Origin of the sequence: Natronococcus sp. JC468 (assembly GCF_012163165.1) — an archaeon.
GTDB classification, from domain to species: Archaea; Halobacteriota; Halobacteria; order Halobacteriales; family Natrialbaceae; genus Natronococcus; species Natronococcus jeotgali.
In genome coordinates, this window is the sequence record NZ_JAAVUO010000007.1 from 1 (window position 1) to 22,308 (window position 22,308).

Below are 22,308 nucleotides of genomic sequence, written 5' to 3' on the forward strand. Positions count from 1 at the left end.
GTGGTCTTTTTCTGGGTCATCTCTCTGCCCGAGGGGGGGGGTGTGGGCGGGCCTCCGCGCGCCAAACAGGGCGCGGCAACGCCCGCGACGACTACACCTACAAACGCAACGGAACACGTAACCTCTTTGTCTACTCTGAACCGCTCGTTGGTTGGCGGGAGATAACCGTCACCAACCGCCGCACAAAACAAGACTGGGCGAACGCGATGCACACACTGGTCGAACAGTATCCTGATGTGGAGATTATTCGCGTTGTCTTAGATAATTTGAACACACACCGACTAGGAGCACTGTACGAGACGTATCCGCCGGCCGAAGCCCGGCGGATACTCGAACGGCTCGAGTTTCACTTCACTCCAGTTCACGGCAGCTGGCTCAACATGGCTGAAATCGAAATCAACGTTCTCACCCGTCAATGCCTTGATCGCCGAATTCCGGATGCAGCGACACTCCGTTCGGAGGTCGCTGCATGGGTGAGTGCTCGCAACGAAAAGAAGTCACAGATCAAGTGGCAATTCACGACCGAAGACGCTCGCACCAAACTGTACCGGCTCTACCCCTCAATTGACGGTTGACAGAACACTAGATCTAATCCGTGAACCGGACAAGAACTAGTGGACTCGCTGGGACTGAGCAAACCCGAAGGGTTTGCGATGTACAGCGAGTCCACGACTGAACGAGCGAAGCGACGTGAAGGAGTGGACTCGCTGGGATTTGAACCCAGGGCCTCTTCCTTGCGAAGGAAGCGATCTACCACTGATCTACGAGCCCGCGACCGTTTCTATCCGCGAGATCTACTTGTAGCTTGCGTTTCGGGGGCGACGTGGGCCGCGGGCACACGCGACGGAGGGCCGTCCTCGAGACTATCGCCGAGACCGCGGTCACACCGCCGACCGGTTCCGCGCCCGCCTCGAGCGCGTCTCGAGCACGCCGGCACGACCCGCGAGCAGCCCGAGCAGGAACCCGGTGAAGTGGGCGACCAGGGCGACGCCGGGCGCGCCGGTCGCGATCGTGATCAGCCCCGCGAGGACGACGAAGGCGACCGCGGCGGCCCACCGCGGGATCTCGACGACCGGCGCGAGCCCGTCCGAGAGGCGGTTGCCGGCGATCAGATAACCCGCGAGCGCGAACACCGCGCCGCTGGCGCCCAGCACGGCGGTCGGGTTCCCGAGCCCGAGCGAGGCGACGAAGCTGCTGGTCAGCACCTGGGCGATCCCCGCGAGCGCCCCCGTCGCGAGGAAGAAGGTGTGAAAGCGCAGCCGGGTCGTCGCGCGGGCGATCGGCCAGCCGAACAGCACGAGCCCGATGCTGTTCGAGACGAGGTGGCCGAGCCCGCTGTGGGCGTAGACGCTGGTGACGATCGTCCACGGGTTGACGGTCAGGGGCGGCCCGAGGACGAACAGCCCGGTCATCAACCCCGCGCTGACGAGCGCGGCGACGGTCTGGAGGACGAGGACGACCGCGAAGACGACCAGCAACTCGAGGATGGGGCCGCCGGAGCGGGAGTCGGACCTGCGGCGCGGGCGCTTCGCCATACCGGCGGTACGGGACGCGGCGATAAAAGTTCACGCGGCGTGGTCGCCTGCAGCCGAGAGCGGCCGCTGGCGAGGCGCGAAAAAACGGAAAATCCGAAGCGCCGAGATCAGTCCTCGAGGACGATCTCGATCGAAACGTCGTTCGGCACCTGAATGCGCATGAGCTGGCGGAGTGCGCGTTCGTCGGCGTCCAGGTCGATCAGGCGCTTGTGGACGCGCATCTCCCAGTGCTCCCACGTCGCGGTGCCCTCGCCGTCAGGCGACTTCCGGGTCGGCACCTCGAGGGTCTTCGTCGGCAGCGGGATCGGCCCGCTGAGGTTGACGCCGGTGTTGCTCGCGATCTCGCGGACGTCGTCGCAGATGTCGTCCAGATCGTCCGGACTGGTGCCCGCGAGTCGAACGCGTGCCTGCTGCATTTATTCGTTGACCTCGAGGACCTTGCCGGCCGCGATGGTCTGGCCCATGTCGCGGATGGCGAAGCTCCCGAGCTCGGGGATCTCGCTGGATGGCTCGATGCTGAGGGGCTTCTGCGGTCGGATCGTCACGACCGCAGCGTCGCCCGACTGGATGAAGTCGGGGTTCTCCTCGGCGACCTCGCCGCTCGAGGGGTCCATCTTCTTGTCGATGGACTCGATCGTACAGGCGACCTGAGCCGTGTGGGCGTGGAAGACCGGGGTGTAGCCGGCCGTGATGACCGAGGGGTGCTGCATGACGACGACCTGGGCCTGGAACGTCTCGGCGACGCTCGGCGGGTCGTCGGCGGGGCCACAGACGTCACCGCGGCGGATGTCGTCCTTACCGATGCCGCGGACGTTGAATCCGACGTTGTCGCCGGGTTCGGCCTTGGGGACCTCCTCGTGGTGCATCTCGATCGTCTTGACCTCGCCGCCCACGTCGCTGGGCTGGAACGAGACGTCGTCGCCGACGTTCATGATGCCGGTCTCGATACGTCCGACGGGGACGGTACCGATACCCGAGATCGTGTAGACGTCCTGGATCGGCAGCCGCAGCGGCGCGTCCGTCGGCGGCTCCGACTCCGGCAGGTCGTTCAGCGTCTCCAGCAGGGTACGGCCGTCGTACCACGGCGTGTTGTCGGAGGACTCGGCGACGTTGTCGCCCTCGAACGCCGAGATCGGGATGAACGAGTTGTCGTCGACCTCGAAGTTAACCTGGTTGAGCAGCTGGTTGACTTCGTCGACGACGTCGTTGTAGTCGTCCTCGGAGTAGTCGACGACGTCCATCTTGTTGACCGCGATGATCAGCTTCTCGATGCCCAGGGTACGCGACAGGAAGACGTGCTCCTGGGTCTGGGGCGCGACACCGTCGTCGGCGGCGACGACGAGGACGGCGTGGTCCGCCTGGGACGCGCCGGTGATCATGTTCTTGACGAAGTCGCGGTGGCCAGGCGTGTCGACGATGGTGAAGTAGTACTCGTCGGTGTCGAACTCCTGGTGGGCGATGTCGATGGTGACACCACGCTCACGCTCTTCAGCGAGGTTGTCCATGACGTAGGCGAACTCGAAGCCGCCCTTGCCCTTCTCCTCGGCTTCCTCGCGGTGCTGTTCGATTACGTGCTCCGGGACGCTCCCCGTTTCGTAGAGGAGTCGGCCCACGAGCGTACTCTTCCCGTGGTCAACGTGACCGATGATGGCCAGGTTCTGGTGGGGTTTGTCTTCGCTCATTGTTGTAGCTCACGCGCAAAGGCGCTTATATCGGTCTCTTTTGCTCGTTGCGGTTAAAACCATTTCGAAAGCGTATTCGAGTCGCCCCGACGCCCGCTTGCGGTTTGTGCCTCGTCAACACGATCTCGAACCCGACGGCGGCGGCGACCTCGTCACCGATCGGGGAGGCGACCGACGTCCGACAGCACCGCCGTCGCGGTCTCCGGACCGCCCGCACCGCGGCCGCTGTTGTGGAGGCTGCCCGCGTGTTTGGTCTCGAGCTGGACGATGTTTCGGGTCCCCGTCACCGCGAGCGCGCCGTTTTCCGGGACCAGCCGCGGTCCGACGCGGACCCCCTCGCGGGAGGCCTCGCCGATGAGCCGGATCGTGCGCCCGTCCTCGGCGGCGAGCTCGAGCGCGCTGCCGGGAATGTCCTGAATGCCCTCGACGGTCGCGTCCTCGAGGGAGAACCCGCCGTCGGCCAGCACGTTCGCGAGGATCACGAACTTCAGCGCGGCGTCGGTGCCGTCGACGTCGAAGGTGGGGTCGGCCTCGGCCACGCCGAGGTCCTGGGCCTCCGCGAGGACGTGCTCGTAGTCCAGCCCCTCCGCGGCCATGCGCGTGAGGATGAAGTTCGCGGTGCCGTTGAGGACGCCCCGGGCCGCGGTCACCGCCTGGGGCGTGCAGTCCTCGATCGTCGACAGCACCGGGATGGCGCCGCCGACGGTCGCCTCGAACCGGATCGAGCCCGCACTGTCGGCCTCGAGCGCGCGAAGCTCCTCGTAGCGCTCGGCGACGGGGCCCTTGTTCGCCAGGACGGCGTGGCGGTCGGCCTCGAGCGCCCGCCGCACGTGGGTGAAGCCGGGCTCGGCGTCGCCCAGCGTCGTCGGAGTCGCCTCGATCAACACGTCGTAGTCGGTCTCGAACGCCCGCGCGGGGTCGGCGTCGCCGATCGGTTTGCCGCCGACCTTGCGCTCGAGCGCGCCCTCGACGTCGATCCCGTCGGCGTCGACGGCCGCGCCGGCGGAGTCGGTGATCGCGACGACCTCGTGGCCGTACTCGCCCGCCAGATCGGCGACCGAGCGGCCGACGTCGCCGGCGCCGACGATCGCGAGCCGCATCAGGCCTCACCCCCGGTCAGCGGTTCGACGACGGTCAACTCCTTGTCGGCGCCGATCGAACGGATCGTCTCGAACGCGTGCTCGGTTCGACCGGAGTCGATCGCGAGTCGGAGCCGAGCGCTGGCGGTCGCGTCGGTGCCGTCGGGCGCCGCGAGCGAGAGGTCTTTCACGACCGCGTCGGCCTCGTCCTCGATCCGCGACAGCGTCCCCGAGAGGTCGGTCTCGACGAGGTGGCCGACGAGGATCACGTTGAGCTCCTCGCCGTAGTGTTCCGCGCCGGCCTGGATCACGTTGACGCCGGCGTCCCGGAGCGCGTCGACGATCTCGTCGAACCGCTCGGGCGGGCTCTCGAGGTCGACCTCGACGGGGATGTGTCCTCGCGGCGTGATGTTGCCGCGCTCGTGGTGGATGCTCAGGAGATTGCCGCCGTTGGCCGAGATCGGCTCGAGCGCGCGGAGCAACTCGCCGGGCTCGTCGACCAGCTCGAGGCGGACGGTGTAGGCGCGCACGCCGCCGTCGGTCTCGGGTTCCTCTTCCTCCGGGTCGGGCTCGGGTACGTCACCCATCGTCGTCACCTCCGAACTGTGGGCGTCCAGGCGTCGTCATACTCTGTGACTCCGTAATGGGCGTGTAAAAGGATATAGGACTTCCCAAAACTCTCCGGGCGTGTCAACAGCCGGCACGGCCGCTCGAGGTCGCACTCAGAGGTGATCCTCGCCCGGGTTCGAGGAGCCCCAGTCGCCCCGTCCACCCTCGGTGCGGTCGATTCCCATGATCGACTCGGCCTGATCGGGCCCCCCGAGGCTCTCGCGGGCGTCCGGGATGCGAACCGTGACCTCGTCGATCTCGGACCACGTGATCAGTTCGGCCTCGATGTTGCTCGTCGTGATGTCGCCGACCGAACACCCCTTGCAGCCGCCGCCGAGTTCGATGATGACCTCGCCGTCGTCGGGGTCGGCCTTCCGGACCGCGCTGGTCCCCCCGTGCATCTGGATGATCGGCATCTCGCGCGTGAGCCACGTCTCGACTCGGTCTTTGAGTGGCGCGTCCTCGGAGTCAGTCATTGCCCGAGCTAGGAACTGGAGCGGTGAATAGGTTTGGTCCGAAACCTTCACGATCGTTCGGTACAGCGCCGGCGAAGCCGTTCGAGCGACCCGAATCGGGGACGGGTCAGCCCTGCAGCTGCCCGCGGTCGCCGGTGCCGCCCGTCAGGGCGCTGGCGATCGCACCCTCGAGGACGACGTCGTCGCCCTGGTCGGTGACGCGGATCTCCGGGACGTTGTTCAGCAGCATCTCGGAGACGCGCTCGCGGATCGGATCGACGACGAGCTCCTCGTTGTGGAGCGCGACCGCGCCTCCGAAGGAGACGACGATCGGGGCGAACGACTGGATCACGTTGGTGACGCCGACGGCGTTCCAGTGGGCGAGCTGTTCGATAGCGTAGTCGGCGAGGTCGTCCTCGCCGGCCAGCTCGAAGACGTCCTTCGCGGTGAAATCGGGGCTCTCGAGCGCGAGGCCGGTGTCGATCGTCGGGTCGTCGTCGGCGAGCAGCCGGACGTAGTCGGGGATCGCGTTCCCCGAGCAGTACGCCTCCCAGTGGCCGTCGTGGCCGCAGCCGCAGGTCAGTCGCCCGCGGGGATCGACGACGCAGTGTCCGACCTCGCCCGCGTTGCCGTCCCAGCCGGCGAGGATCTGTCCGTCGCAACAGACCCCGGCGCCGATCCCCGACGAGATCGTGATGTAGACCATGTCGTCGGGGTTTCGGTCGGCGTGGAACCGCTCGCCGATGACGCCCGCAGCCGTGTCGTTGTGCAGGTAGACCTCGTCGCTGTCGACGAGGTTCGCGATGGGACCGGTGAGCGGAATGCGATCGATCGAGTCGGGGAGGTTCGCCGGGTCGATCACCGCCCCTTCGGCGAGGTCGAACGGGCCGATCGAGCCGATCCCTGTCGCGGCGATCTGCGTCGGTGCGATTCCGGCCTCGCCACACGCCTCGCGAAGCGTCCGGAGCACTCCCTCGGTGACGTCGATTCCGGTGGGACCTCGCGGCGTCCCGTTGCGGCTGACGCCGATCGTCGCTCCCTCCTCGTCCGCGACGGCCGCCCGGACGTTGGTCGCGCCGAGATCGACGCCCGCGTAGTAGACCATGCTATCCTAACGAGCGCCGTCGGCGCACTTAACTACCCGTATCTTCACTCGGGTGCGAGTAGTTACCGGAAACCCCGGGCGCCACACGTATGGGATTCGGACACATACGTCGGGTATGGCGACCGACGAGGACGAGGCCGACGCGGAACCGGAGACCGCGCTCACCGACTCGGAGATCGAGGCGCTCCACGAGGTCGAACTCGGCCTCGAGTGGCTCCAGCGCGCCCAGGGCTGTCTGCTCGAGTTCCACCACGCGACGGGCCACGGGATGGACCACCTCGACGACGCCGAGCGACTGCTCAGGGCGAACGGTCACGAGGCGCTCGCGGACGCGGTCCGGACCGAGTTGCTGCCCCACGGCGTCGTCGACGGCGACCGGTGGTCCTACGACGTCCTCGAGGATTTCCAGGGAACGCTGCTAGCCGAGACGGCCGCCCTCGAGGCTCGCGTCCGCCGGGAACTGGCCGACGGGCGGCGCCACGTCCCGGAGCGACGTCAGGAGCGACGCTGGAAGGAACGGGCCGATCGAGCCCGACCCAAAGCGACGGAGCGAGCCTCGAGCGACGACGAGTAGCCGTCCGGTTCACTCCATCACGTCGAGATCCCGGTAGTAGGTGACCGGACAGGGCGCGGCGAGGATGATCTCCTGGGAGACCGAGCCGAGCACCGCCTTCTCGGCCGGCGACCGTCGGCGACCGCCCACGACCAGGCGGTCGGCGTCGACCGCTCGCGCCATCTCGACGACCTCCGTCCCCACGTCGCCGAGCGCACCTCGAACGTCGGTCTCAACGCCCGCTTCCGAGAACCGCTCCTCGAGGTCGGGAACCGGCGGACGTCGGGCCGCGACCGCGTCGGGGTCGACGTCCTCGACGCGCTCCTCGAACCCCAGGTTCTCGCGGAACTCCTCGTATTCCGCGGCCGTGAAGGCGTGGCCGATGACGACGGTCGCGTCCAGCGGCGCCGCGATCTCGAGGACGGTGTCGGCGAGGTCCTCGGTTCGGACGGTGTCCATCGGACCCACGGCGAGCAAAACGGTATCGATACCCATGCGATGACGTGACCTCCCCGCCCGCTTAAGCGTTCGCGATCCCGCAGTAGTTCGGCGGGCGTTCAGCGACCGCCGTTCGACGGAATCAGTCCTCGTCCTCCCCGGTGCCCCGGACGAACGTCACCGGACACGGCGAGGAGAGCAACACTTCCTGGGCGGTCGAGCCGAAGACCGCCTTCCCGGTCGGCGACCGACGGCGACCGCCGACGACGACCCGGTCGGCGGCGACGCCCGTCGCGAGCTCGACGATCGTCGATCCGTGGTCGCCGATGTCCCCTCGCACGTCGTAGTCGACGCCCGCCTCGTCGAGCTCGCGCTGGATGTCCCGGATCGTCGAGTGACGGGCGGCGACCTCGTCCGGACGGACCTGGTCGCTCTCGGCGTCCATCTCGAGGTTTTCGAGGACCTCGTTGTACTCGTCCTGGGTGAAGATGTGGGCCAGAACCACCGTCGCGTCCGCGGGCGCTGCGACCTCGATCACCGTCTCCGCGAGCTCGTCGGTTCGGTCGGCGTCGCCCGGACCGACGGCGAGCAGGATCGTCTGTAGCGTCATACCCCATCCATGTATCGGCGTCGGCTTAAATTCCGGAGTTGCAACGGCGGGTGGAGCCGCCGCGTCGGTCGCCGGTTCCGGGTGGCTTTTCCCGTCGGTCCGCGATCGAACGCGGTATGAACGAGCCCGATCTCTCGGGTCGCACCGTACTGGTCACGGGCAGCGCGAGGGGCGTCGGCCGCGAACTGCTGCTCGCGACCGCCGACCGCGGCGCGAGCGTCGCCGTCCACTACCACACCAGCGCCGACGCCGCCCGCGAGGTCGCCGAGACGGCCCGCGAACGCGGCGTGGCCGACGCGATGACGGTACAGGGCGACGTCACCGACCCCGAGAGCGTCGACGGTCTGTTCGCGGCCGTCGAGGCCGAACTCGGCGACGTCGACGTGCTCGTGAACAACGTCGGCGACTTCGCGCCCGCCCGCTGGGACGACCTCGAGTTCGAGACCTGGAACCGCATCCTCGAGACCAACCTCAACGGAACCTACCTCTGTTCGAAGCGCGCGCTGGGGGCGATGCGGGAGGCCGACTACGCCCGGATCGTCAACGTCGGCTACGCCTCCTCGGAGAAGGGCCTGGTGAGCCCGAAGAACTTCCCGTACTTCGTCGCGAAGGCGGGCGTCTTGATGTTCACGCGGATGCTCGCCGCCGACACGCAAAACGAGGGCGTGACGGTCAACGCTATCTCGCCGTACGTCGTCGAGAACTCCGACGAGTTCCCCGAGGAACTCCCGCGGGACCGCCCCGCGAGCTTCGAGGACCTGATCAATCCGCTGTTGTTCTTCCTCGATCCCGACAGTGAGTACGTCAGCGGCGAGAACCTCGAGGTCGACGGCGGCTGGCTGCCCGAGGACGTGTAGGCACTCGTTTCCGGCGGGGGCTTTTTCGGCGCACCCGTCGCGAGGACCGGTATGACGCTCCCGGTTGCGATGGGATGGCGCCACCTCCTGTTCGCGAACTGGCCGACCGCTCCGGCGGTCGTCGACGCCCGCCTCCCGGACGGCCTCGAGCCCGACACCTACGACGGGCGCGCGTGGCTCTCGATCGTCCCGTTTCGCAACGTCGCCGTCCGTCCTCGAGGTGTGCCCGCGAGGCTGGGATTCGGGCTCCCCGAACTCAACCTCCGGACCTACGTCCGCCGAGACGGGAAGTCGGGGGTCTACTTCTTCAGTCTGGACGCCGACGGCGTCCTCGGCGTCCTCGCCGCCCGGCTTACCCACCGCCTACCGTACTACAACGCACGCATCGAGATGCGGCTGGGGTCGAGACACGTCTCGTTCGCGAGCGAGCGTCGCCATCCGGGTGCGACCCCCGTCCGGTTCGCGTGTCGGTACGAACCCGTCGGCGAGTCCTTCGCGCCGAACCCGGACTCGCTCGCGGCGTTTCTCACCGAACGCTACCGCTACTACACGATCGGGCGGCGAGGTGAACTTCGCTCCGCCGACCTCGTCCACGATCGCTGGTCGCTCCGCCCGGCGACGGTCGCCCTCGAGAGGAACGCGCTCTTCGAGGCCAGCGGCTTCGAGCCCCCGGCGACGTCACCGGTCTGTTACTACAGCCCCGGGGTCGACGTCGTCTCCTCGCGAAACAGGCCCCTCTGAACACACAACGGGTTCCGGGTGCGGCTCCTCGAGGACGGTCCTCACGGTCGGGGACCGCCTCGAGTCGCCCCGAGCGGAGCCGCGGCGCTCGCACACGTTCGGTTGACCGCCTTCCGGGCGCGGCGCGACCGCCCGAACCCCGGACGCGACGGGAAGGTACATCCCCTCGCAGTCCCAGCACTCGCTCGATGAACGAGCCCGGCGTCCAGTCGCTGCTGGATCAGGAAACGCTCGACGAACGGGTGCGAAACGACGACGCGCCTAGCTGGGTCGCCGCCCACTGGAACTCCTTTCGGGAGGGGCTACTCGGGGAGCGAAACGGGACGCCGTTTCCCTGTTTCTTCGGCGCCGAATCTGTTCGGGACGGTGAACCGCTCTACACCGCGGTGCCGTCGATGTCCGACGCCGACGCCCTGCTGGGGCTGCGGGATCGAATCCTCGAGTACCTCGAGGTCTACCGCGAGCGCGGGGGACGAACGTCGCTGGTCACGTTCTTCGAGCCGCCCGAGGACGCGCTGTCCGAACGGGAGTACCACGACGCGCTGTGGCACGTCCTGCAGACGCTGCACTGCCACGATCCCGAGCCCTGGCCCGAGGACGTCCCCACGAATCCCGACGACCGCCACTGGGAGTTCTGTCTGGGCGGCGAGCCGATGTTCCCGACCTGTCGGGCGCCCTTTTACGACGAGCGCAAGAGCCGTTACTCCCCCGTCGGTCTCGAGATCACGTTTCAGCCCCGCGCGCTGTTCGAGGACCTCGGGGTGACCGCCGACACGCAGGCGGGCCAGCAGGCCCGCGACGTGATCCAGGACCGCCTCGAGGGGTACGACGGGGTCTGTCCCCACGCCGATCTGGGCGACTGGGGCGTCGAGGGCGACCGCGAGTGGCCCCAGTACATGTTCTCAGCGGACGACGCCCAATCGCCCGAGGAGTGTCCGATGACGGTCACGCGAGAGCATCCGAAACCCGGTGCGCAGCTGCCATGACCGACACCGAGGACCGCGACGGCCCGGAGCCGACGCTGGTGCTGATCGACCTTCAGGAAGGGTTCGACGATCCGGCGTGGGGAACGCGGAACAACCCCGACGCCGAACGGCGCGCGGCCGAGCTGCTCGAGGGCTGGCGCGAGGCCGACCGCCCCGTCGTCCACGTTCGTCACGCCTCGGCCGAGCCCGACTCGCCGCTGCGCGGCGACGAGTCGGGTTTTGCGTTCAAATCCGAGACGGCGCCCGCGGAGGGCGAGGCGACGTTCGAGAAGTCGGTCAACGGCGCCTTCGTCGGGACGGGCCTCGAGTCCTGGCTCCGCGAGCGCGGGCTCGAGCGGCTCGTCGTCGCCGGGCTGACGACCGACCACTGCGTCTCGACGACGGTCCGGATGGCCGAGAACCGCGGGTTCGACGTCACCGTGGTCGCCGACGCGACCGCGACGTTCGATCGGGAGTTCGACGGCGAGCGCTTCGACGCCGAGACGATCCATCGGACGGCGCTGGCCCACCTCGAGGGCGAGTTCGCGGCGGTCACGACGACGGCGGAGCTACTGGACGACGGAGCGTGAGAGGGTGCGACCGCGGTTCCACGGGGTCCCGGTCCGAACGCGGTCGCCGACGGCGAAGAGGAGAGACAGTTCGGAGCTCGTAGCGAGAGGGGTCGTCTCGATCGAACCGGGCGATGGCGGACGGTTACAAGGGGAGCTTGCCGTTCAGCGACAGCTTCCCCTCGAGCTGTCGTTTCGCGAAGCGCGCGAGCAGCGGGACGTCCTCGGCGCCGAGCAGCTTCGCGATCCCCAGCGGGTTCCCGTTGTTGGCCTTGGCAAGCGTCTCCTCGTCCAGCCGGCCGAGGTCGGCCATGAACTTGTCGTAGCGGTCGTTGTCCGCGAGGTACAGCAGCTGGGTCATCAGCAGGCGTTTGTTCGCGTTCGGGGCGACCTGCTTGTGCCACAGCGAGTCGTACATCGAGAGGTTCTCGGCGGTGGGCTCGACGCCGTCGTGTTTGAGACAGCTGTCGGCGGCGGCGGCGGCCATCCGTCCGGATTTCATGCAGGTGTGGATCCCCTCGCCCCAGACCGGGTCGATCGTTGGGACGGTGTCGCCGATCGCCATGAACCGATCGGTGTGCATCTGCCCCGGGGGCTGGATGTGGGCCGAACCGCGGTGTTGCTTACCCTCGAGGCGCTCGGCGTTGCGAAAGCGTGGATCGGTGTCGAGCCAGTAGGAGAGGTAGTCGTCGACCGTGAAGTCGTCCCGGGCGTGCTGTTGGTGGCTGCCGCTCTGGATGTAACAGAGCCCGACCTTCGCCGTGTCCTCGCCGGTGTGGAAGATCCAGGAGTAGCCCCCGGGCGCGATGTTGTGATCCAGCCGGAGCATCATCGCGTCGTGGAGGTCGGCGAAGCCGGGGCGGTCGATCTCGATCCCCTCGAGTTCGACCTCGATGCCGATGGCGTGGTTCTCTCGCTCGAGGTTGGAGACGCCGAGTTTCTTCGCCAGCGGCGCCGCCGGACCGGTCGCGTCGACCACGATATCGGCGTAGAGTTCCTCGTCGCCGTTGTAGGTGACCCCGACGGGTTCGCCGCCCTCCATGATCGGCGCGGTCGCCCGCGCGTCGAAGCGGTACTCCGCTCCCTTCTCCCGACCGTCCTCGACGAGGTAGCGCTTGAAGTCCGCGAACTCGAGGACGGCGCCGGGGTGGCGTTTGACGTAGTGGTCGGTCGGGGACTCGAGGACGACCGTGTCGGTGTACTGCATCACGACGTCGTCGGGGATCCCGAACGCGGCCATCATCGAGTGGAACGTGCCCGCGGTCGACTTGTTGCTTTGGCGCGGGAACTCGTCCTCGGATTCCGTCTCGAGAACGACGACGTCGTACCCGCGGGTCGCGAGATCGCGCGCACACTGGGCGCCGGCCGGTCCGGCCCCGGCGACTACTACATCGTAACGCTCGTTCATAGTGCTGAAACTGTCTCGCCCCTTAATGAGTTTGTCCAACCAGTTCCGTCGTCGTGCGGCCGACGGAACTCGAGCGCGGCGGCGAGACGATGGCGTCGACGCGGAGCCGACTCACCCTGTGGTAGCGCGGAGGTCCCGGTCTCAACGAGCGAGCAACGCGAGCGAGTAGGCCGGGGAGGAAGCGCGTTCGCAAAGTTTACTCGCTGTACCCTTCCTGCATGAACGTCCCCTCGGCCTCGTAGATCGAGACCAGTTCCTCGACCAACTCCTCGAGGGACTGGCCCTCGTCGCAGTGGCTGTCGAGTCGGTCCTTCAGGTCGTCGCTGATCTCGAGCGTGTGGGACATGAGCGATCGTCGATCGAACGGTCGGTCGCCGCGATCAAATAGGCCGGGGACGCGTGTGCAGACACCGGCAGGCACGAGACGGCACCGCGATTATTCCCCCGCCCGAGAAAGGCGGTAGTATGGTAGCGACACTATCCGACGACGAGGTCGGCAAGAAGGTGATCGACGCGGAAGGGAAAGAGCTCGGGATCGTCGCGAAAGTCGAGAACGGCGAGGCCGCCGTCGACCCGAACCCCAGCGTCGCCGAGCACCTGCTCGCGAAGATCGGCGTCGAGGGCGAGGACGAGGAGGACTACCTCGTCACCAACGGGATGATCGATCGGGTCGACGACGACACCGTCGTCCTCCAGGGCGATATCTAGGGCTCGACGCCGTCCGTCTCCGCGCTCGAGGGCGCCGAGAGCGACAAGCGAGCCGAGCGGATTAAGACGGATGCTGGTGGCTGAGACGCTCGGCGACGACGTTCGGGACTGGGGTGTTGCAGTCCTTGCACCGCCAGCTCCGGCGCACCCCGCTTCGGTCCTCGATCATGTCCTGTCTGAACCGCAACGTCGCGCCACAGGTGCACCTGTGGGTCGTCGGCGACATACGCGGGCGTTCGGGCGCTCGAGTGAAATAGTCGTCGGGCTACTCCTCGTCGGCCTCCAGGGCGGCCTCGCACAGCGTCTGCCTCTCCTCGAAGTACGCCGGGGCGTCGGCGTCGGCCTCGAACTCGACGACTCGAGTCAGCGCCTCCCCGGCGTCGTCGACGTCGGTCTGGAGGTCGGCCGCCAGCTCGGCGTACCCGGCCGACAGCTCCTGGAACGCCTGGATGCGGGCCTGCTTGGCGTCGACCAGCGCCTGTTTCTCCTCGAGGTCCTTCCCTGCGGCCTCGAGGTCGTCGACCTCGGGTCCGTCGCCCGGACCGGTCGCCGACGGCGGACGCTCGGTTCGCGGGGTGTCGCCCGACCGGGCCTCGAGCTCCGAGCGCAGCTCGGCCAGCCGCGCGTCGATCTCGTCGAGCAGTTCGTTGGCCTCGTCGGTCATCGTCTCGACGCGACCAGACAGCAGGCCGGCCTGCGTGTGGCAGTACTCGACGTACTCCGAGACCGCCGGGGCCGCTCCGGTGTCGTCGCTCATACCGGGTCAATGGTGCTTCCGACCGAAGTCTGTTCGGCTCGCGGACGTGCAAAGCGGTACCATACCACTCCCGGTTTGGCTTTCAGACGGGTTAAGTTGCTCCGACACCTGACTCGGGTATAATGAATCGACCGTCAGCTCGATCACCGTTTCGCGCCCGTCTCCGGAGGGAACCATGAGTCGGGACACGATCGAGGTCCGCGGGGCCGAGGAGCACAACCTCGAGGATCTCGACGTCTCGATCCCCCGCGAGGAGTTCACCGTCGTCACCGGGCTCTCGGGCTCGGGGAAGTCCTCGCTGGCGTTCGAAACCGTCTACGCCGAGGGCCAGCGCCGGTACATCGAGAGCCTCTCGGCGTACGCCCGGAACTTCCTGGGCCAGATGGACAAACCGCAGGTCGAGACCGTCGAGGGGCTCTCCCCGGCGATCTCGATCGACCAGAAGAACGCCGCGAACAACCCCCGTTCGACGGTCGGGACCGTCACGGAACTCCACGACTATCTGCGTCTGCTCTACGCTCGCGTCGGTACTTCCCACTGTCCCGAGTGCGGTCGAGAGGTCGGCGAGCAGTCGGCCCAGAACATGGTCGAGCGCATCCTCGAGCTGCCCGAGGGAACGAAGGCGAAGCTCGCGGCGCCCGTCGTCCGCGACCAGAAGGGCGCCTTCGAGGACCTGTTCGAGGAACTCGTCTCGGAGGGGTACGCCCGCGTCGAGGTCGACGGCGAGGAACACGACCTCACGCTCGAGAAACCCGACTTGGACGAGAACTTCGACCACACGATCGACGTGATCGTCGACCGCGTGAAGGTGAGTACCGAGGCACGACCGCGGATCATCGACAGCGTCGAGACCGCACTCGAGGAGGCCGAGGGCGTCCTCAAGGTCATCCTGCCCGAGGCTCCCGAGGAGGTCGCCGCGGAACTGGGCGCGGAGAGCCGACAGACCGGCGCGCTCGGCAACGAGAGCGAGGACGACGACCGCTTCGTCGTCGAGTTCTCGAAGGACCTCGCGTGTACGCACTGCGGGATCGACGTCTCCGAGATCGAGACCCGTTCCTTTTCCTTTAACTCGCCCCACGGTGCCTGTCCCGAGTGCGAGGGCCTGGGCGAGACCAAGGAGATCGACGAGGACCTGGTCGTCCAGGACGAGTCGAAACCGCTCAAGCACGTCTTCGAGGCCTGGAGCTACAACCGCTCGTACTACCAGACCCGGCTCGACGCGGTCGCCGACCACTTCGACGTCTCGCTGTCGACGCCGTTCGAAGAGCTCGACGAGGAGATCCAGCAGGCCTTCCTCTACGGCACGAGCGGACAGGTGCTGTTCAAGCGCCGAACGAAAAACGGCACGCGGCGCAAGAAGAAGCGCTTCGAGGGCGTCATCCCGAACCTCGAGCGACGCTACCTCGAGACCGACTCGGACTCGACCAGAGAGCACATCGAGGACTACATGTCGGCCACGGAGTGTCCCGCCTGCGACGGCACCCGCCTGAAGCCCGCCTCGCGAGCCGTGCTGGTCGACGGCACCGCGATCACCGAGATCAACGCGATGAGCATCGGCGACGCTCGGGATCACTTCGAGGCGATGGAGGCCGACCTCACCGAACGCGAGCGCGTGATCGCCGAGGAGATCCTCAAAGAGATCCGCGCCCGGCTCGGATTCATGTGCGAGGTCGGCCTCGAGTACCTGACCCTCGACCGCGAGGCCGCCACCCTCTCCGGCGGTGAGAGCCAGCGCATTCGGCTGGCGACCCAGATCGGGTCCGGACTCGTCGGGGTGCTGTACGTGCTCGACGAGCCCTCGATCGGGCTCCACCAGCGGGACAACGACCGCCTGCTCGACACGCTCGAGGAGCTGCGCGACCTGGGCAACACCCTGCTGGTCGTCGAACACGACGAGGAGACGATGCGCCGCGCGGACAACGTCATCGACATGGGGCCCGGCCCCGGGAAACGCGGCGGCGACGTCGTCGTCAACGGCGCCGTCGACGAACTCAAGGCCTGCGAAGAGTCGATCACCGGCGACTACCTCTCCGGGCGCCGGCAGATCCCGGTGCCCGACGAGCGCCGCGACCCCGACGGCGCCCTGACGATCCGCGGGGCCCGCCAGCACAACCTCGACGATCTGGACGTCGACCTTCCGCTCGGAAACTTCACCGCGATCACGGGTGTCTCCGGCTCCGGGAAGTCCACGCTGATGCACGACGTGCTGTACAAGGGGCTCGCTCGGCAGATGAACGACAACACCTCGGTGATTCCGGGCGACCACGACGGTCTCGAGGGGCTCGAGGAGATCGAGACGGTGCGGCTGATCGACCAGTCCCCGATCGGCCGCACGCCGCGCTCGAACCCCGCGACCTACACCGGGGTCTTCGACTACGTCCGCGAGCTGTTCGCCCAGACGAAACTCGCCAAGCAACGGGGCTACGAGAAGGGGCGGTTCTCCTTTAACGTCAAGGGCGGGCGCTGCGAGGAGTGTGGCGGCCAGGGAACGGTGAAGATCGAGATGAACTTCCTCTCGGACGTGTACGTCCCCTGCGAGGAGTGCGACGGTGCCCGCTACAACGACGCCACGCTCGACGTCACCTACAAGGGGAAGACGATCGCCGACGTGCTGGAGATGGAGGTCGAGGAGGCCTACGACTTCTTCGAGTCCTCGAGCCAGATCCGCCGTCGCCTCCAGCTGCTGAAAGACGTCGGGCTGGGCTACATGACCCTGGGCCAGCCCTCGACGACGCTGTCCGGCGGCGAGGCCCAGCGGATCAAGCTCGCCGAGGAACTCGGCAAGAAAGACACCGGCGAGACGCTGTACCTGCTCGACGAGCCCACCACCGGGCTCCACAGCGAGGACGAGCGCAAGCTGATCGACGTGCTCCACCGCCTGACCGACGAGGGCAACACCGTCGTCGTCATCGAACACGAACTCGACCTCGTGAAAAACGCCGACCACGTCGTCGACCTCGGTCCCGAGGGCGGCGAGCACGGCGGCGAGATCGTCGCCACCGGCACGCCCGAGGAGGTCGCCCGCCTCGAGGACTCCCACACGGGTCGGTACCTGCGGGACCTGCTCCCGAAAGTCGACCTCGAGGGACCGCGCGGCGAGCGCGTCGAGCCCGTGACCGCGCCGATGGACGACGACTGAGACGGTTTGCTGTACCGATTTCCCGGTGCAACCGCAGGGCGATCGCGGTTGCACCGGCAATGACTCACTAGACCGTATGAGACGGGCGGTGCGCGATCGGAACCGTTACCAGCCCGATCTTCCTACTCTCGTAGACGAATGAGCGACCGAAAGGATCGGCTCCGACGGGGCTTTCTCGGCGTCGGCGTCGTTACGCTCGTCCTCGCAGTCGGGATCGTCGTCCTCGCGGGGACGACGCCCGTGACGGCGGCGCTGTTTGGCTGGCTCGCCGTCGGTGGCGGCCTGCTGCTCGTCGCCGGCGTCCGCGAACGGCTCGGGAGCATCGGCTGGCCCCGGATCGGCGCCGTCGGCCTGGCGGTGCTCGCGATGGGTGCGACGACGCTGGGGTTCACCCAGTTGCTCGCCGGCGCCGGCGGCTGGACCCTGCTCAACGGCGTCGTCATGCTGGTCGTCGGGCTCGCGCTCGTCCTGCTCGCCCTCGAGTGCTGGCTGGGCGGGGTCGGCATCCCCGCGGAGACGTTCGCGGTCGAGTGAGACGGTCTGCTGTACCGATTTGCCTGCACAACCGCAGCGTGGGTCGCGGTTGCGCCGGAGCTGCTGGAACGGAACGGATTTGCTCGCCGCGACTCGAGCGGGCGTATGGGATCCGACGACTGCCGGATGCGTGACTGTCCGCGCGCGGCCGAGCGAACGATGACGTTCAGGAGCCACGAGGACGTCGCCGTCTGCGAGCGCCACTACAGGCGCGCCATCGCGATCAAGTACGGCGTGCTGGTCGCGCTCTCGGTCGTCCTCGCCGGACTCGGGCTGGGCGCGTACTGGCTGCTCGCGTAGTTCCGGGCGAACCTTTCTGCGCCTCGAGCGCCTCCGTTCGGGTATGACGACCGTCTACGTCGCGTTGCGCGATCGGCTGCTCGTCTGCGAGGACGGCGAGGAGTGGACGACGACGGCCGCCCTCGAGGGGTACGACCTCGAGTGCCTCGCCGCCTCGCCAGCGCGGGTGTTCGTCGGCACCTTCGAGAGCGGGCTCCACCGTTCGACGGACGGCGGCGACTCGTTCGAATCGCTCGAGACCGAGTTCGTCCCCGAGCGCGAGTCGGGGTACGGCGGCGCCGAGAACCTCGAGAGCGACGCCGTCACGGCGGTGACGATCAGCCCCCACGATCCCGACGTGGTCTACGCCGGGACCGAACCCAGTCGGATCTACCGCTCGCACGACGGCGGCGACTCCTGGGAACACCTCGAGGGGCTGACCGATCTCCCCTCGGCCGAGAGCTGGTTCTTCCCGCCCAGACCGCACACCCACCACGTCCGCTGGCTCGAGGTCGACCCGTTCGATCCGGATCGGCTCTACGTCGGGATCGAGGCCGGGGCGTTCGTCCTGAGCACCGACGGCGGCGGGAGCTGGCGGGACCGGCCTGAGGGATCGCGCCGGGACAACCACAGCCTGGCGATCCACCCGGACCGGGAGGGGCTGGTCTACTCGGCCGCGGGCGACGGCTTCGCCCGATCGGCCGACGGGGGCGAGTCCTGGGACCACCCCCAGGAGGGGCTCGCACACCGGTACTGCTGGAGCGTCGCGCCCGATCCGGGCGACCCCGACGCGGTGTTGGTCTCGAGCGCCAGCGGCCCCCGCTCGGCCCACACGGCGAGTTCGGCGGAAGCGTACGTGTACCGAAAGTCGGACGCGGAGCCGTGGGAACGACTCGAGGACGTCGGCCTCCCGACTGGCGAGGGCGTCGTCCGGGCGGAACTCGCCGCCGGGGCCGAGCCCGGGGTCGTCTACGCCGCGAACAACCGCGGACTGTTCCGGACCCGGGATTTCGGCGACGCCTGGGGACGGATCGGTGTCGACTGGGCCGACGGGTTCGAGGCGCAGGCGCCGCGAGGGCTGGCGGTCCTCGAGGGGTAGTTCCGGACTCGAGCCGGCGGCGGCGAGCATCGGGCGCTTCGAAATCCTTTTAGGCGCTACACGGGGATACTAGCGTAACTGAGTGATATCATGGACGTCGACATCATCTCCGAGAAGGAGAACCCCATGTTGCACCGAACGGACGTGACCTTCGAGCTGTTCCACGAGGACGCCACTCCCGAGCGCCTGCAGGTTCGGGACAGCCTCGCGGCGAAGATGAACAAGAACGCCGACGAGGTCGTCGTCCGCAAGCTCGACACGAAGTTCGGGATGCGAAAGACCGTCGGCCAGGCCAAGGTCTACGAGACGGCCGACCACGCCCGCGACGTCGAGCAGGAGCACATGCTCGAGCGCAACAAGATCGGCGCCGACGAGGCCGACGCCGAGGCCGAAGCGGAGGAGGCGTAAGATGGCTCGCCACGAACTCTACGGCGAGGACGGCACCACCGACCGCGAGCAGTGTCCCCGCTGTGGCGACAGCTTCCTCGCGGACCACGGCGACCGACTCCACTGCGGGAAGTGCGGGTACACCGAGTGGGAGTAACGAGGGCTCGAGCGAAGCGGGGAGCACCGGAACACGCGAACGGCCGACAGCCGTAAGCGGGACGTCTCGCTCGCTCGTTCTCCGACACCGCGTTCGAACTGACACCGATCACTAGCCGTGAGTTCTCACACCCGCGTCCTCGGCATCGAGGGCACCGCCTGGGCCGCAAGCGCGGCCGTCTACGACGCGGCGACCGACGAGGTCGTCATCGAGAGCGACGCCTACCAGCCCGACAGCGGCGGCATCCACCCGCGCGAGGCCGCCGAACACATGCACGACGCGATCCCCCGCGTCGTCGAGACGGCCCTCGAGCGGGCCCGGGAGCGCCGCGACGCGGCCGACGAGCCGCCCGTCGACTGCGTCGCCTTCTCTCGGGGCCCCGGGCTCGGCCCCTGTCTGCGGATCGTCGGCACCGCCGCGCGGGCGCTGGCCCAGTCGCTCGGCGTCCCCCTGGTCGGAGTCAACCACATGGTCGCCCACCTCGAGATCGGCCGGCACACCTCCGGCTTTTCGTCGCCGGTCTGTCTGAACGCCAGCGGGGCCAACGCCCATCTGCTGGCCTACCGGAACGGTCGCTACCGCGTGCTGGGCGAGACGATGGACACCGGCGTCGGCAACGCCATCGACAAGTTCACCCGCCACGTCGGCTGGACCCACCCGGGCGGGCCGAAGGTCGAGGCCGCGGCCGAGGACGGCGAGTACGTCGACCTCCCCTACGTCGTCAAGGGGATGGACTTCTCCTTTTCGGGAATCATGAGCGCCGCGAAGCAGGCCTACGACGGCGTCTCCGCGAGCCACGCGAGCGGAGGTTCGTCGGTCGAGCGCAGCGAGTCCGACGGTGGCGTGCCCGTCGAGGACGTCTGTTACTCGCTCCAGGAGAACGTCTTCGCCATGCTGACCGAGGTCTCCGAGCGTGCGCTGTCGTTGACGGGCAGCGACGAACTCGTCCTCGGCGGCGGGGTCGGCCAGAACACCCGCCTCCGGGAGATGCTCGCGGAGATGTGCGACCAGCGCGGCGCCAGCTTCCACGCGCCCGAACCGCGGTTCCTGCGGGACAACGCGGGGATGATCGCCGTGCTCGGCGCGAAGATGTACGACGCCGGCGACACCCTGGCGATCGAAGCGTCGCGGGTGGACCCGGACTTCCGGCCCGATCAGGTGCCGGTTACGTGGCGCCCGCAGGACGAGTCCGACCTGGCGCTCGGCCGCGAAGCGGGCAGCGTTCGGGGGGCCGAGGCGATCGTCGACCTCGAGCCCGAGGCCGGAACGGTGACGAAACGCCGCGAGTCCAAGACCTACCGCCACCCCGAACTCGACGAGCGACTCCGGCGGGAACGGACCCGAACCGAGGCCCGCCTGACGAGTCTGGCCCGACGGGAAGGGGTGCCGACGCCGGTGCTCTCGGACGTCGACGGACGCGAGGCCCGCCTCGAGTTCGAGTACGTCGGTCGCGAGGACCTGCGGGCCGCGCTGTCGCCCGAGCGAGTTCGCGAGGTCGCGGGCCACCTCGCGCGGCTCCACCTGGCGGGATTCGTCCACGGCGATCCGACGACCCGAAACGTGCGGGTCGGACGAGCGGACGACGACTGCGATCGGGGCGGTACCGACCGCGCATACCTCATCGATTTCGGACTCGGCTACCACACCGACCACGTCGAGGACTACGCGATGGACCTGCACGTCTTCGACCAGAGCCTCGTCGGCACCGCCGACGACCCCGAACCCCTGCGGGCGGCCCTGCGCGAGGGGTACCGCGAGGTCGGCGAGGCGCGGGTCCTCGAGCGCCTCGAGGACGTCGAGGGGCGGGGTCGGTACGTCGGCGGCTCGTAAGTTACCCACGACTGAAGTCGTGAGCTTTCCCCCGCGAGGGGTTTCGGCCCACACTTCGTCCACTGTCACGGGCGGGTTGTACGGCAGAAGGTCAGGCACACGGAGGGGGTTCCTGCGTGGTTTTCTGACCCGTGGTCTGCGTCCGAATCTGCCTCACACCGCGTTAATTGTCGGTGGACTCTCACCGCTTCATGGTCGGGTAATCCGACCAGAGGGGCGCTGTATCATCCGTCCCCGACTTCAGGGCCTACCTACGGAGGCCCCTCCACAGTCGACACGTTTGGCCGACCGGGAGTGTACCCCAAACATGATTACATTGACAGTTAATGGTTGTGGTGGCGAAACCAGCCGTGCTATCGACGGTGGAATCAGCGGGACTGTCAGATTCCTCCCACGACTGAAGTCGTGGGCTTCCTCCTTGCATTTCTGCGAGCCCGTCGAGGCCGCGCCGGCGTCCGATTTCTCGAACGCTCGCGCACACAATACTCTTAATCGTGGACGACGTTCGGTCGCGCATGGCAGACAAGCCAACCTCCGGAGAGGTTTTCGGCGTACCGTACAACTTCGATCGGCCGAGCATGGGTCGGATGCTCTCGGCGTACTGGCAGCCCGGCGAGGGGATGCTCGTCGAGAAGCCGTTCGGCGTCGGCTACACGCTGAACCTCGCGAACTGGCGCTCGTGGATCGTCGTGGCCGTCGCCGGCGCGCTCCTCTGGCAGCAAGAGCAGGGCAAGACCGAGGGAACCGACGGTACCGAGGACGAGCCCGTCGAAGTCATCGTCGACGACGAGTAATCGCGCGCCTCGCTACCA

At 67.8% G+C, this 22,308-nt stretch carries 27 protein-coding genes and 1 tRNA gene; 15 read left to right on the forward strand and 13 right to left on the reverse strand.

From position 1 onward, the window contains the following. On the forward strand, nucleotides 1-575 hold a 575-nt coding region (locus tag GWG54_RS05970; protein WP_209438294.1), incomplete at its 5' end, for a transposase. A gap of 124 nt (nucleotides 576-699) precedes the next feature. Here the strand turns inward: GWG54_RS05970 and GWG54_RS05975 are convergent. From GWG54_RS05975 to GWG54_RS06010, 8 genes are all read right to left on the reverse strand, one after another. After that, nucleotides 700-771, reverse strand: a tRNA-Ala gene (locus tag GWG54_RS05975). Between the two features lie 110 nt (nucleotides 772-881). After that, a complete protein-coding gene (locus tag GWG54_RS05980; protein ID WP_167936911.1) occupies nucleotides 882-1,535 on the reverse strand; it encodes a rhomboid family intramembrane serine protease in 654 nt (217 codons plus the stop codon). Nucleotides 1,536-1,642: 107 nt separating this feature from the next. Then, the gene (gene rpsJ / locus GWG54_RS05985) at nucleotides 1,643-1,951 is read right to left on the reverse strand and encodes a 30S ribosomal protein S10 (protein WP_008420226.1); all 309 of its coding nucleotides are present in this window, start codon (nucleotides 1,949-1,951) and stop codon (nucleotides 1,643-1,645) included. Next, nucleotides 1,952-3,217, reverse strand: a complete 1,266-nt coding sequence (gene tuf / locus GWG54_RS05990) for a translation elongation factor EF-1 subunit alpha (RefSeq protein ID WP_167936912.1) — start codon at nucleotides 3,215-3,217, stop codon at nucleotides 1,952-1,954. Between the two features lie 152 nt (nucleotides 3,218-3,369). Next, nucleotides 3,370-4,317, reverse strand: a complete 948-nt coding sequence (locus GWG54_RS05995) for a homoserine dehydrogenase (protein WP_167936913.1) — start codon at nucleotides 4,315-4,317, stop codon at nucleotides 3,370-3,372. Beyond that, complete coding sequence (locus tag GWG54_RS06000; protein WP_167936914.1) at nucleotides 4,317-4,883, reverse strand: amino acid-binding protein; 567 nt, start codon at nucleotides 4,881-4,883, stop codon at nucleotides 4,317-4,319. Before GWG54_RS06000 ends, GWG54_RS05995 begins: the two co-directional genes overlap by 1 nt. Nucleotides 4,884-5,018: 135 nt before the next feature. Continuing rightward, nucleotides 5,019-5,381, reverse strand: a complete 363-nt coding sequence (locus GWG54_RS06005) for a NifU family protein (protein WP_167936915.1) — start codon at nucleotides 5,379-5,381, stop codon at nucleotides 5,019-5,021. Between the two features lie 106 nt (nucleotides 5,382-5,487). Beyond that, complete coding sequence (locus tag GWG54_RS06010; protein ID WP_167936916.1) at nucleotides 5,488-6,465, reverse strand: ROK family protein; 978 nt, start codon at nucleotides 6,463-6,465, stop codon at nucleotides 5,488-5,490. Between the two features lie 115 nt (nucleotides 6,466-6,580). Between GWG54_RS06010 and GWG54_RS06015 the strand changes: the two genes are divergently transcribed. Next, a complete protein-coding gene (locus tag GWG54_RS06015; RefSeq protein WP_167936917.1) occupies nucleotides 6,581-7,039 on the forward strand; it encodes a hypothetical protein in 459 nt (152 codons plus the stop codon). A gap of 9 nt (nucleotides 7,040-7,048) precedes the next feature. Here GWG54_RS06015 and GWG54_RS06020 read toward each other — a convergent pair whose 3' ends face one another. Both GWG54_RS06020 and GWG54_RS06025 read right to left on the reverse strand, forming a co-directional pair. Beyond that, nucleotides 7,049-7,513 (reverse strand): universal stress protein, encoded by a 465-nt coding sequence (locus tag GWG54_RS06020; RefSeq protein ID WP_167936918.1) that lies wholly within the window; start codon nucleotides 7,511-7,513, stop codon nucleotides 7,049-7,051. 85 nt (nucleotides 7,514-7,598) lie between these two features. Beyond that, on the reverse strand, nucleotides 7,599-8,066 hold the full coding sequence (locus GWG54_RS06025; protein ID WP_167936919.1) for a universal stress protein: 468 nt from the start codon (nucleotides 8,064-8,066) through the stop codon (nucleotides 7,599-7,601). A 116-nt stretch (nucleotides 8,067-8,182) separates the two neighbouring features. Here GWG54_RS06025 and GWG54_RS06030 point away from each other — a divergent pair, with 116 nt between their 5' ends. From GWG54_RS06030 to GWG54_RS06045, 4 genes are all read left to right on the forward strand, one after another. Further along, nucleotides 8,183-8,923, forward strand: coding sequence for an SDR family NAD(P)-dependent oxidoreductase (locus tag GWG54_RS06030; RefSeq protein WP_167936920.1), 741 nt, complete (start codon nucleotides 8,183-8,185; stop codon nucleotides 8,921-8,923). Between the two features lie 51 nt (nucleotides 8,924-8,974). Then, complete coding sequence (locus GWG54_RS06035; RefSeq protein WP_167936921.1) at nucleotides 8,975-9,664, forward strand: YqjF family protein; 690 nt, start codon at nucleotides 8,975-8,977, stop codon at nucleotides 9,662-9,664. A gap of 188 nt (nucleotides 9,665-9,852) precedes the next feature. Then, nucleotides 9,853-10,650 carry a YqcI/YcgG family protein gene (locus GWG54_RS06040; protein ID WP_167936922.1) on the forward strand — a complete coding sequence of 266 codons (798 nt, stop codon included), beginning with the start codon at nucleotides 9,853-9,855 and terminating at the stop codon, nucleotides 10,648-10,650. Beyond that, nucleotides 10,647-11,219, forward strand: a complete 573-nt coding sequence (locus tag GWG54_RS06045; protein ID WP_167936923.1) for a cysteine hydrolase family protein — start codon at nucleotides 10,647-10,649, stop codon at nucleotides 11,217-11,219. Before GWG54_RS06040 ends, GWG54_RS06045 begins: the two co-directional genes overlap by 4 nt. Nucleotides 11,220-11,343: 124 nt before the next feature. Here the strand turns inward: GWG54_RS06045 and GWG54_RS06050 are convergent, their stop codons facing one another. After that, nucleotides 11,344-12,606 (reverse strand): digeranylgeranylglycerophospholipid reductase, encoded by a 1,263-nt coding sequence (locus tag GWG54_RS06050; RefSeq protein WP_167936924.1) that lies wholly within the window; start codon nucleotides 12,604-12,606, stop codon nucleotides 11,344-11,346. A gap of 196 nt (nucleotides 12,607-12,802) precedes the next feature. Continuing rightward, nucleotides 12,803-12,952 carry a hypothetical protein gene (locus GWG54_RS06055; RefSeq protein WP_167936925.1) on the reverse strand — a complete coding sequence of 50 codons (150 nt, stop codon included), beginning with the start codon at nucleotides 12,950-12,952 and terminating at the stop codon, nucleotides 12,803-12,805. A gap of 119 nt (nucleotides 12,953-13,071) precedes the next feature. Between GWG54_RS06055 and GWG54_RS06060 the strand changes: the two genes are divergently transcribed. Next, nucleotides 13,072-13,314 carry a hypothetical protein gene (locus GWG54_RS06060; protein ID WP_167936926.1) on the forward strand — a complete coding sequence of 81 codons (243 nt, stop codon included), beginning with the start codon at nucleotides 13,072-13,074 and terminating at the stop codon, nucleotides 13,312-13,314. Nucleotides 13,315-13,579: 265 nt separating this feature from the next. Here the strand turns inward: GWG54_RS06060 and GWG54_RS06065 are convergent, their stop codons facing one another. Beyond that, the gene (locus GWG54_RS06065; protein ID WP_167936927.1) at nucleotides 13,580-14,071 is read right to left on the reverse strand and encodes a hypothetical protein; all 492 of its coding nucleotides are present in this window, start codon (nucleotides 14,069-14,071) and stop codon (nucleotides 13,580-13,582) included. Between the two features lie 175 nt (nucleotides 14,072-14,246). On the opposite strand from GWG54_RS06065, the gene uvrA reads away from it, so the two are divergent. The 8 genes from uvrA (at nucleotide 14,247) to GWG54_RS06105 (ending at nucleotide 22,290) form a co-directional block, all read left to right on the forward strand. After that, nucleotides 14,247-17,210, forward strand: a complete 2,964-nt coding sequence (gene uvrA / locus GWG54_RS06070) for an excinuclease ABC subunit UvrA (RefSeq protein WP_167936928.1) — start codon at nucleotides 14,247-14,249, stop codon at nucleotides 17,208-17,210. A gap of 138 nt (nucleotides 17,211-17,348) precedes the next feature. Then, entirely contained in the window at nucleotides 17,349-17,744 is a 396-nt protein-coding gene (locus GWG54_RS06075) for a hypothetical protein (protein WP_167936929.1), read from the forward strand. A gap of 105 nt (nucleotides 17,745-17,849) precedes the next feature. Continuing rightward, a complete protein-coding gene (locus tag GWG54_RS06080) occupies nucleotides 17,850-18,044 on the forward strand; it encodes a hypothetical protein (protein WP_167936930.1) in 195 nt (64 codons plus the stop codon). A 43-nt stretch (nucleotides 18,045-18,087) separates the two neighbouring features. Continuing rightward, entirely contained in the window at nucleotides 18,088-19,122 is a 1,035-nt protein-coding gene (locus GWG54_RS06085) for a hypothetical protein (protein ID WP_167936931.1), read from the forward strand. A 90-nt stretch (nucleotides 19,123-19,212) separates the two neighbouring features. Beyond that, entirely contained in the window at nucleotides 19,213-19,530 is a 318-nt protein-coding gene (locus GWG54_RS06090) for a 30S ribosomal protein S24e (RefSeq protein WP_167936932.1), read from the forward strand. A gap of 1 nt (nucleotide 19,531) precedes the next feature. Continuing rightward, complete coding sequence (locus GWG54_RS06095) at nucleotides 19,532-19,666, forward strand: 30S ribosomal protein S27ae (protein ID WP_167936933.1); 135 nt, start codon at nucleotides 19,532-19,534, stop codon at nucleotides 19,664-19,666. 117 nt (nucleotides 19,667-19,783) lie between these two features. Continuing rightward, on the forward strand, nucleotides 19,784-21,496 hold the full coding sequence (locus GWG54_RS06100) for a bifunctional N(6)-L-threonylcarbamoyladenine synthase/serine/threonine protein kinase (protein ID WP_167936934.1): 1,713 nt from the start codon (nucleotides 19,784-19,786) through the stop codon (nucleotides 21,494-21,496). A 515-nt stretch (nucleotides 21,497-22,011) separates the two neighbouring features. After that, complete coding sequence (locus GWG54_RS06105) at nucleotides 22,012-22,290, forward strand: DUF5808 domain-containing protein (protein WP_167936935.1); 279 nt, start codon at nucleotides 22,012-22,014, stop codon at nucleotides 22,288-22,290. The last annotated feature ends 18 nt before the right edge of the window (nucleotides 22,291-22,308 follow it).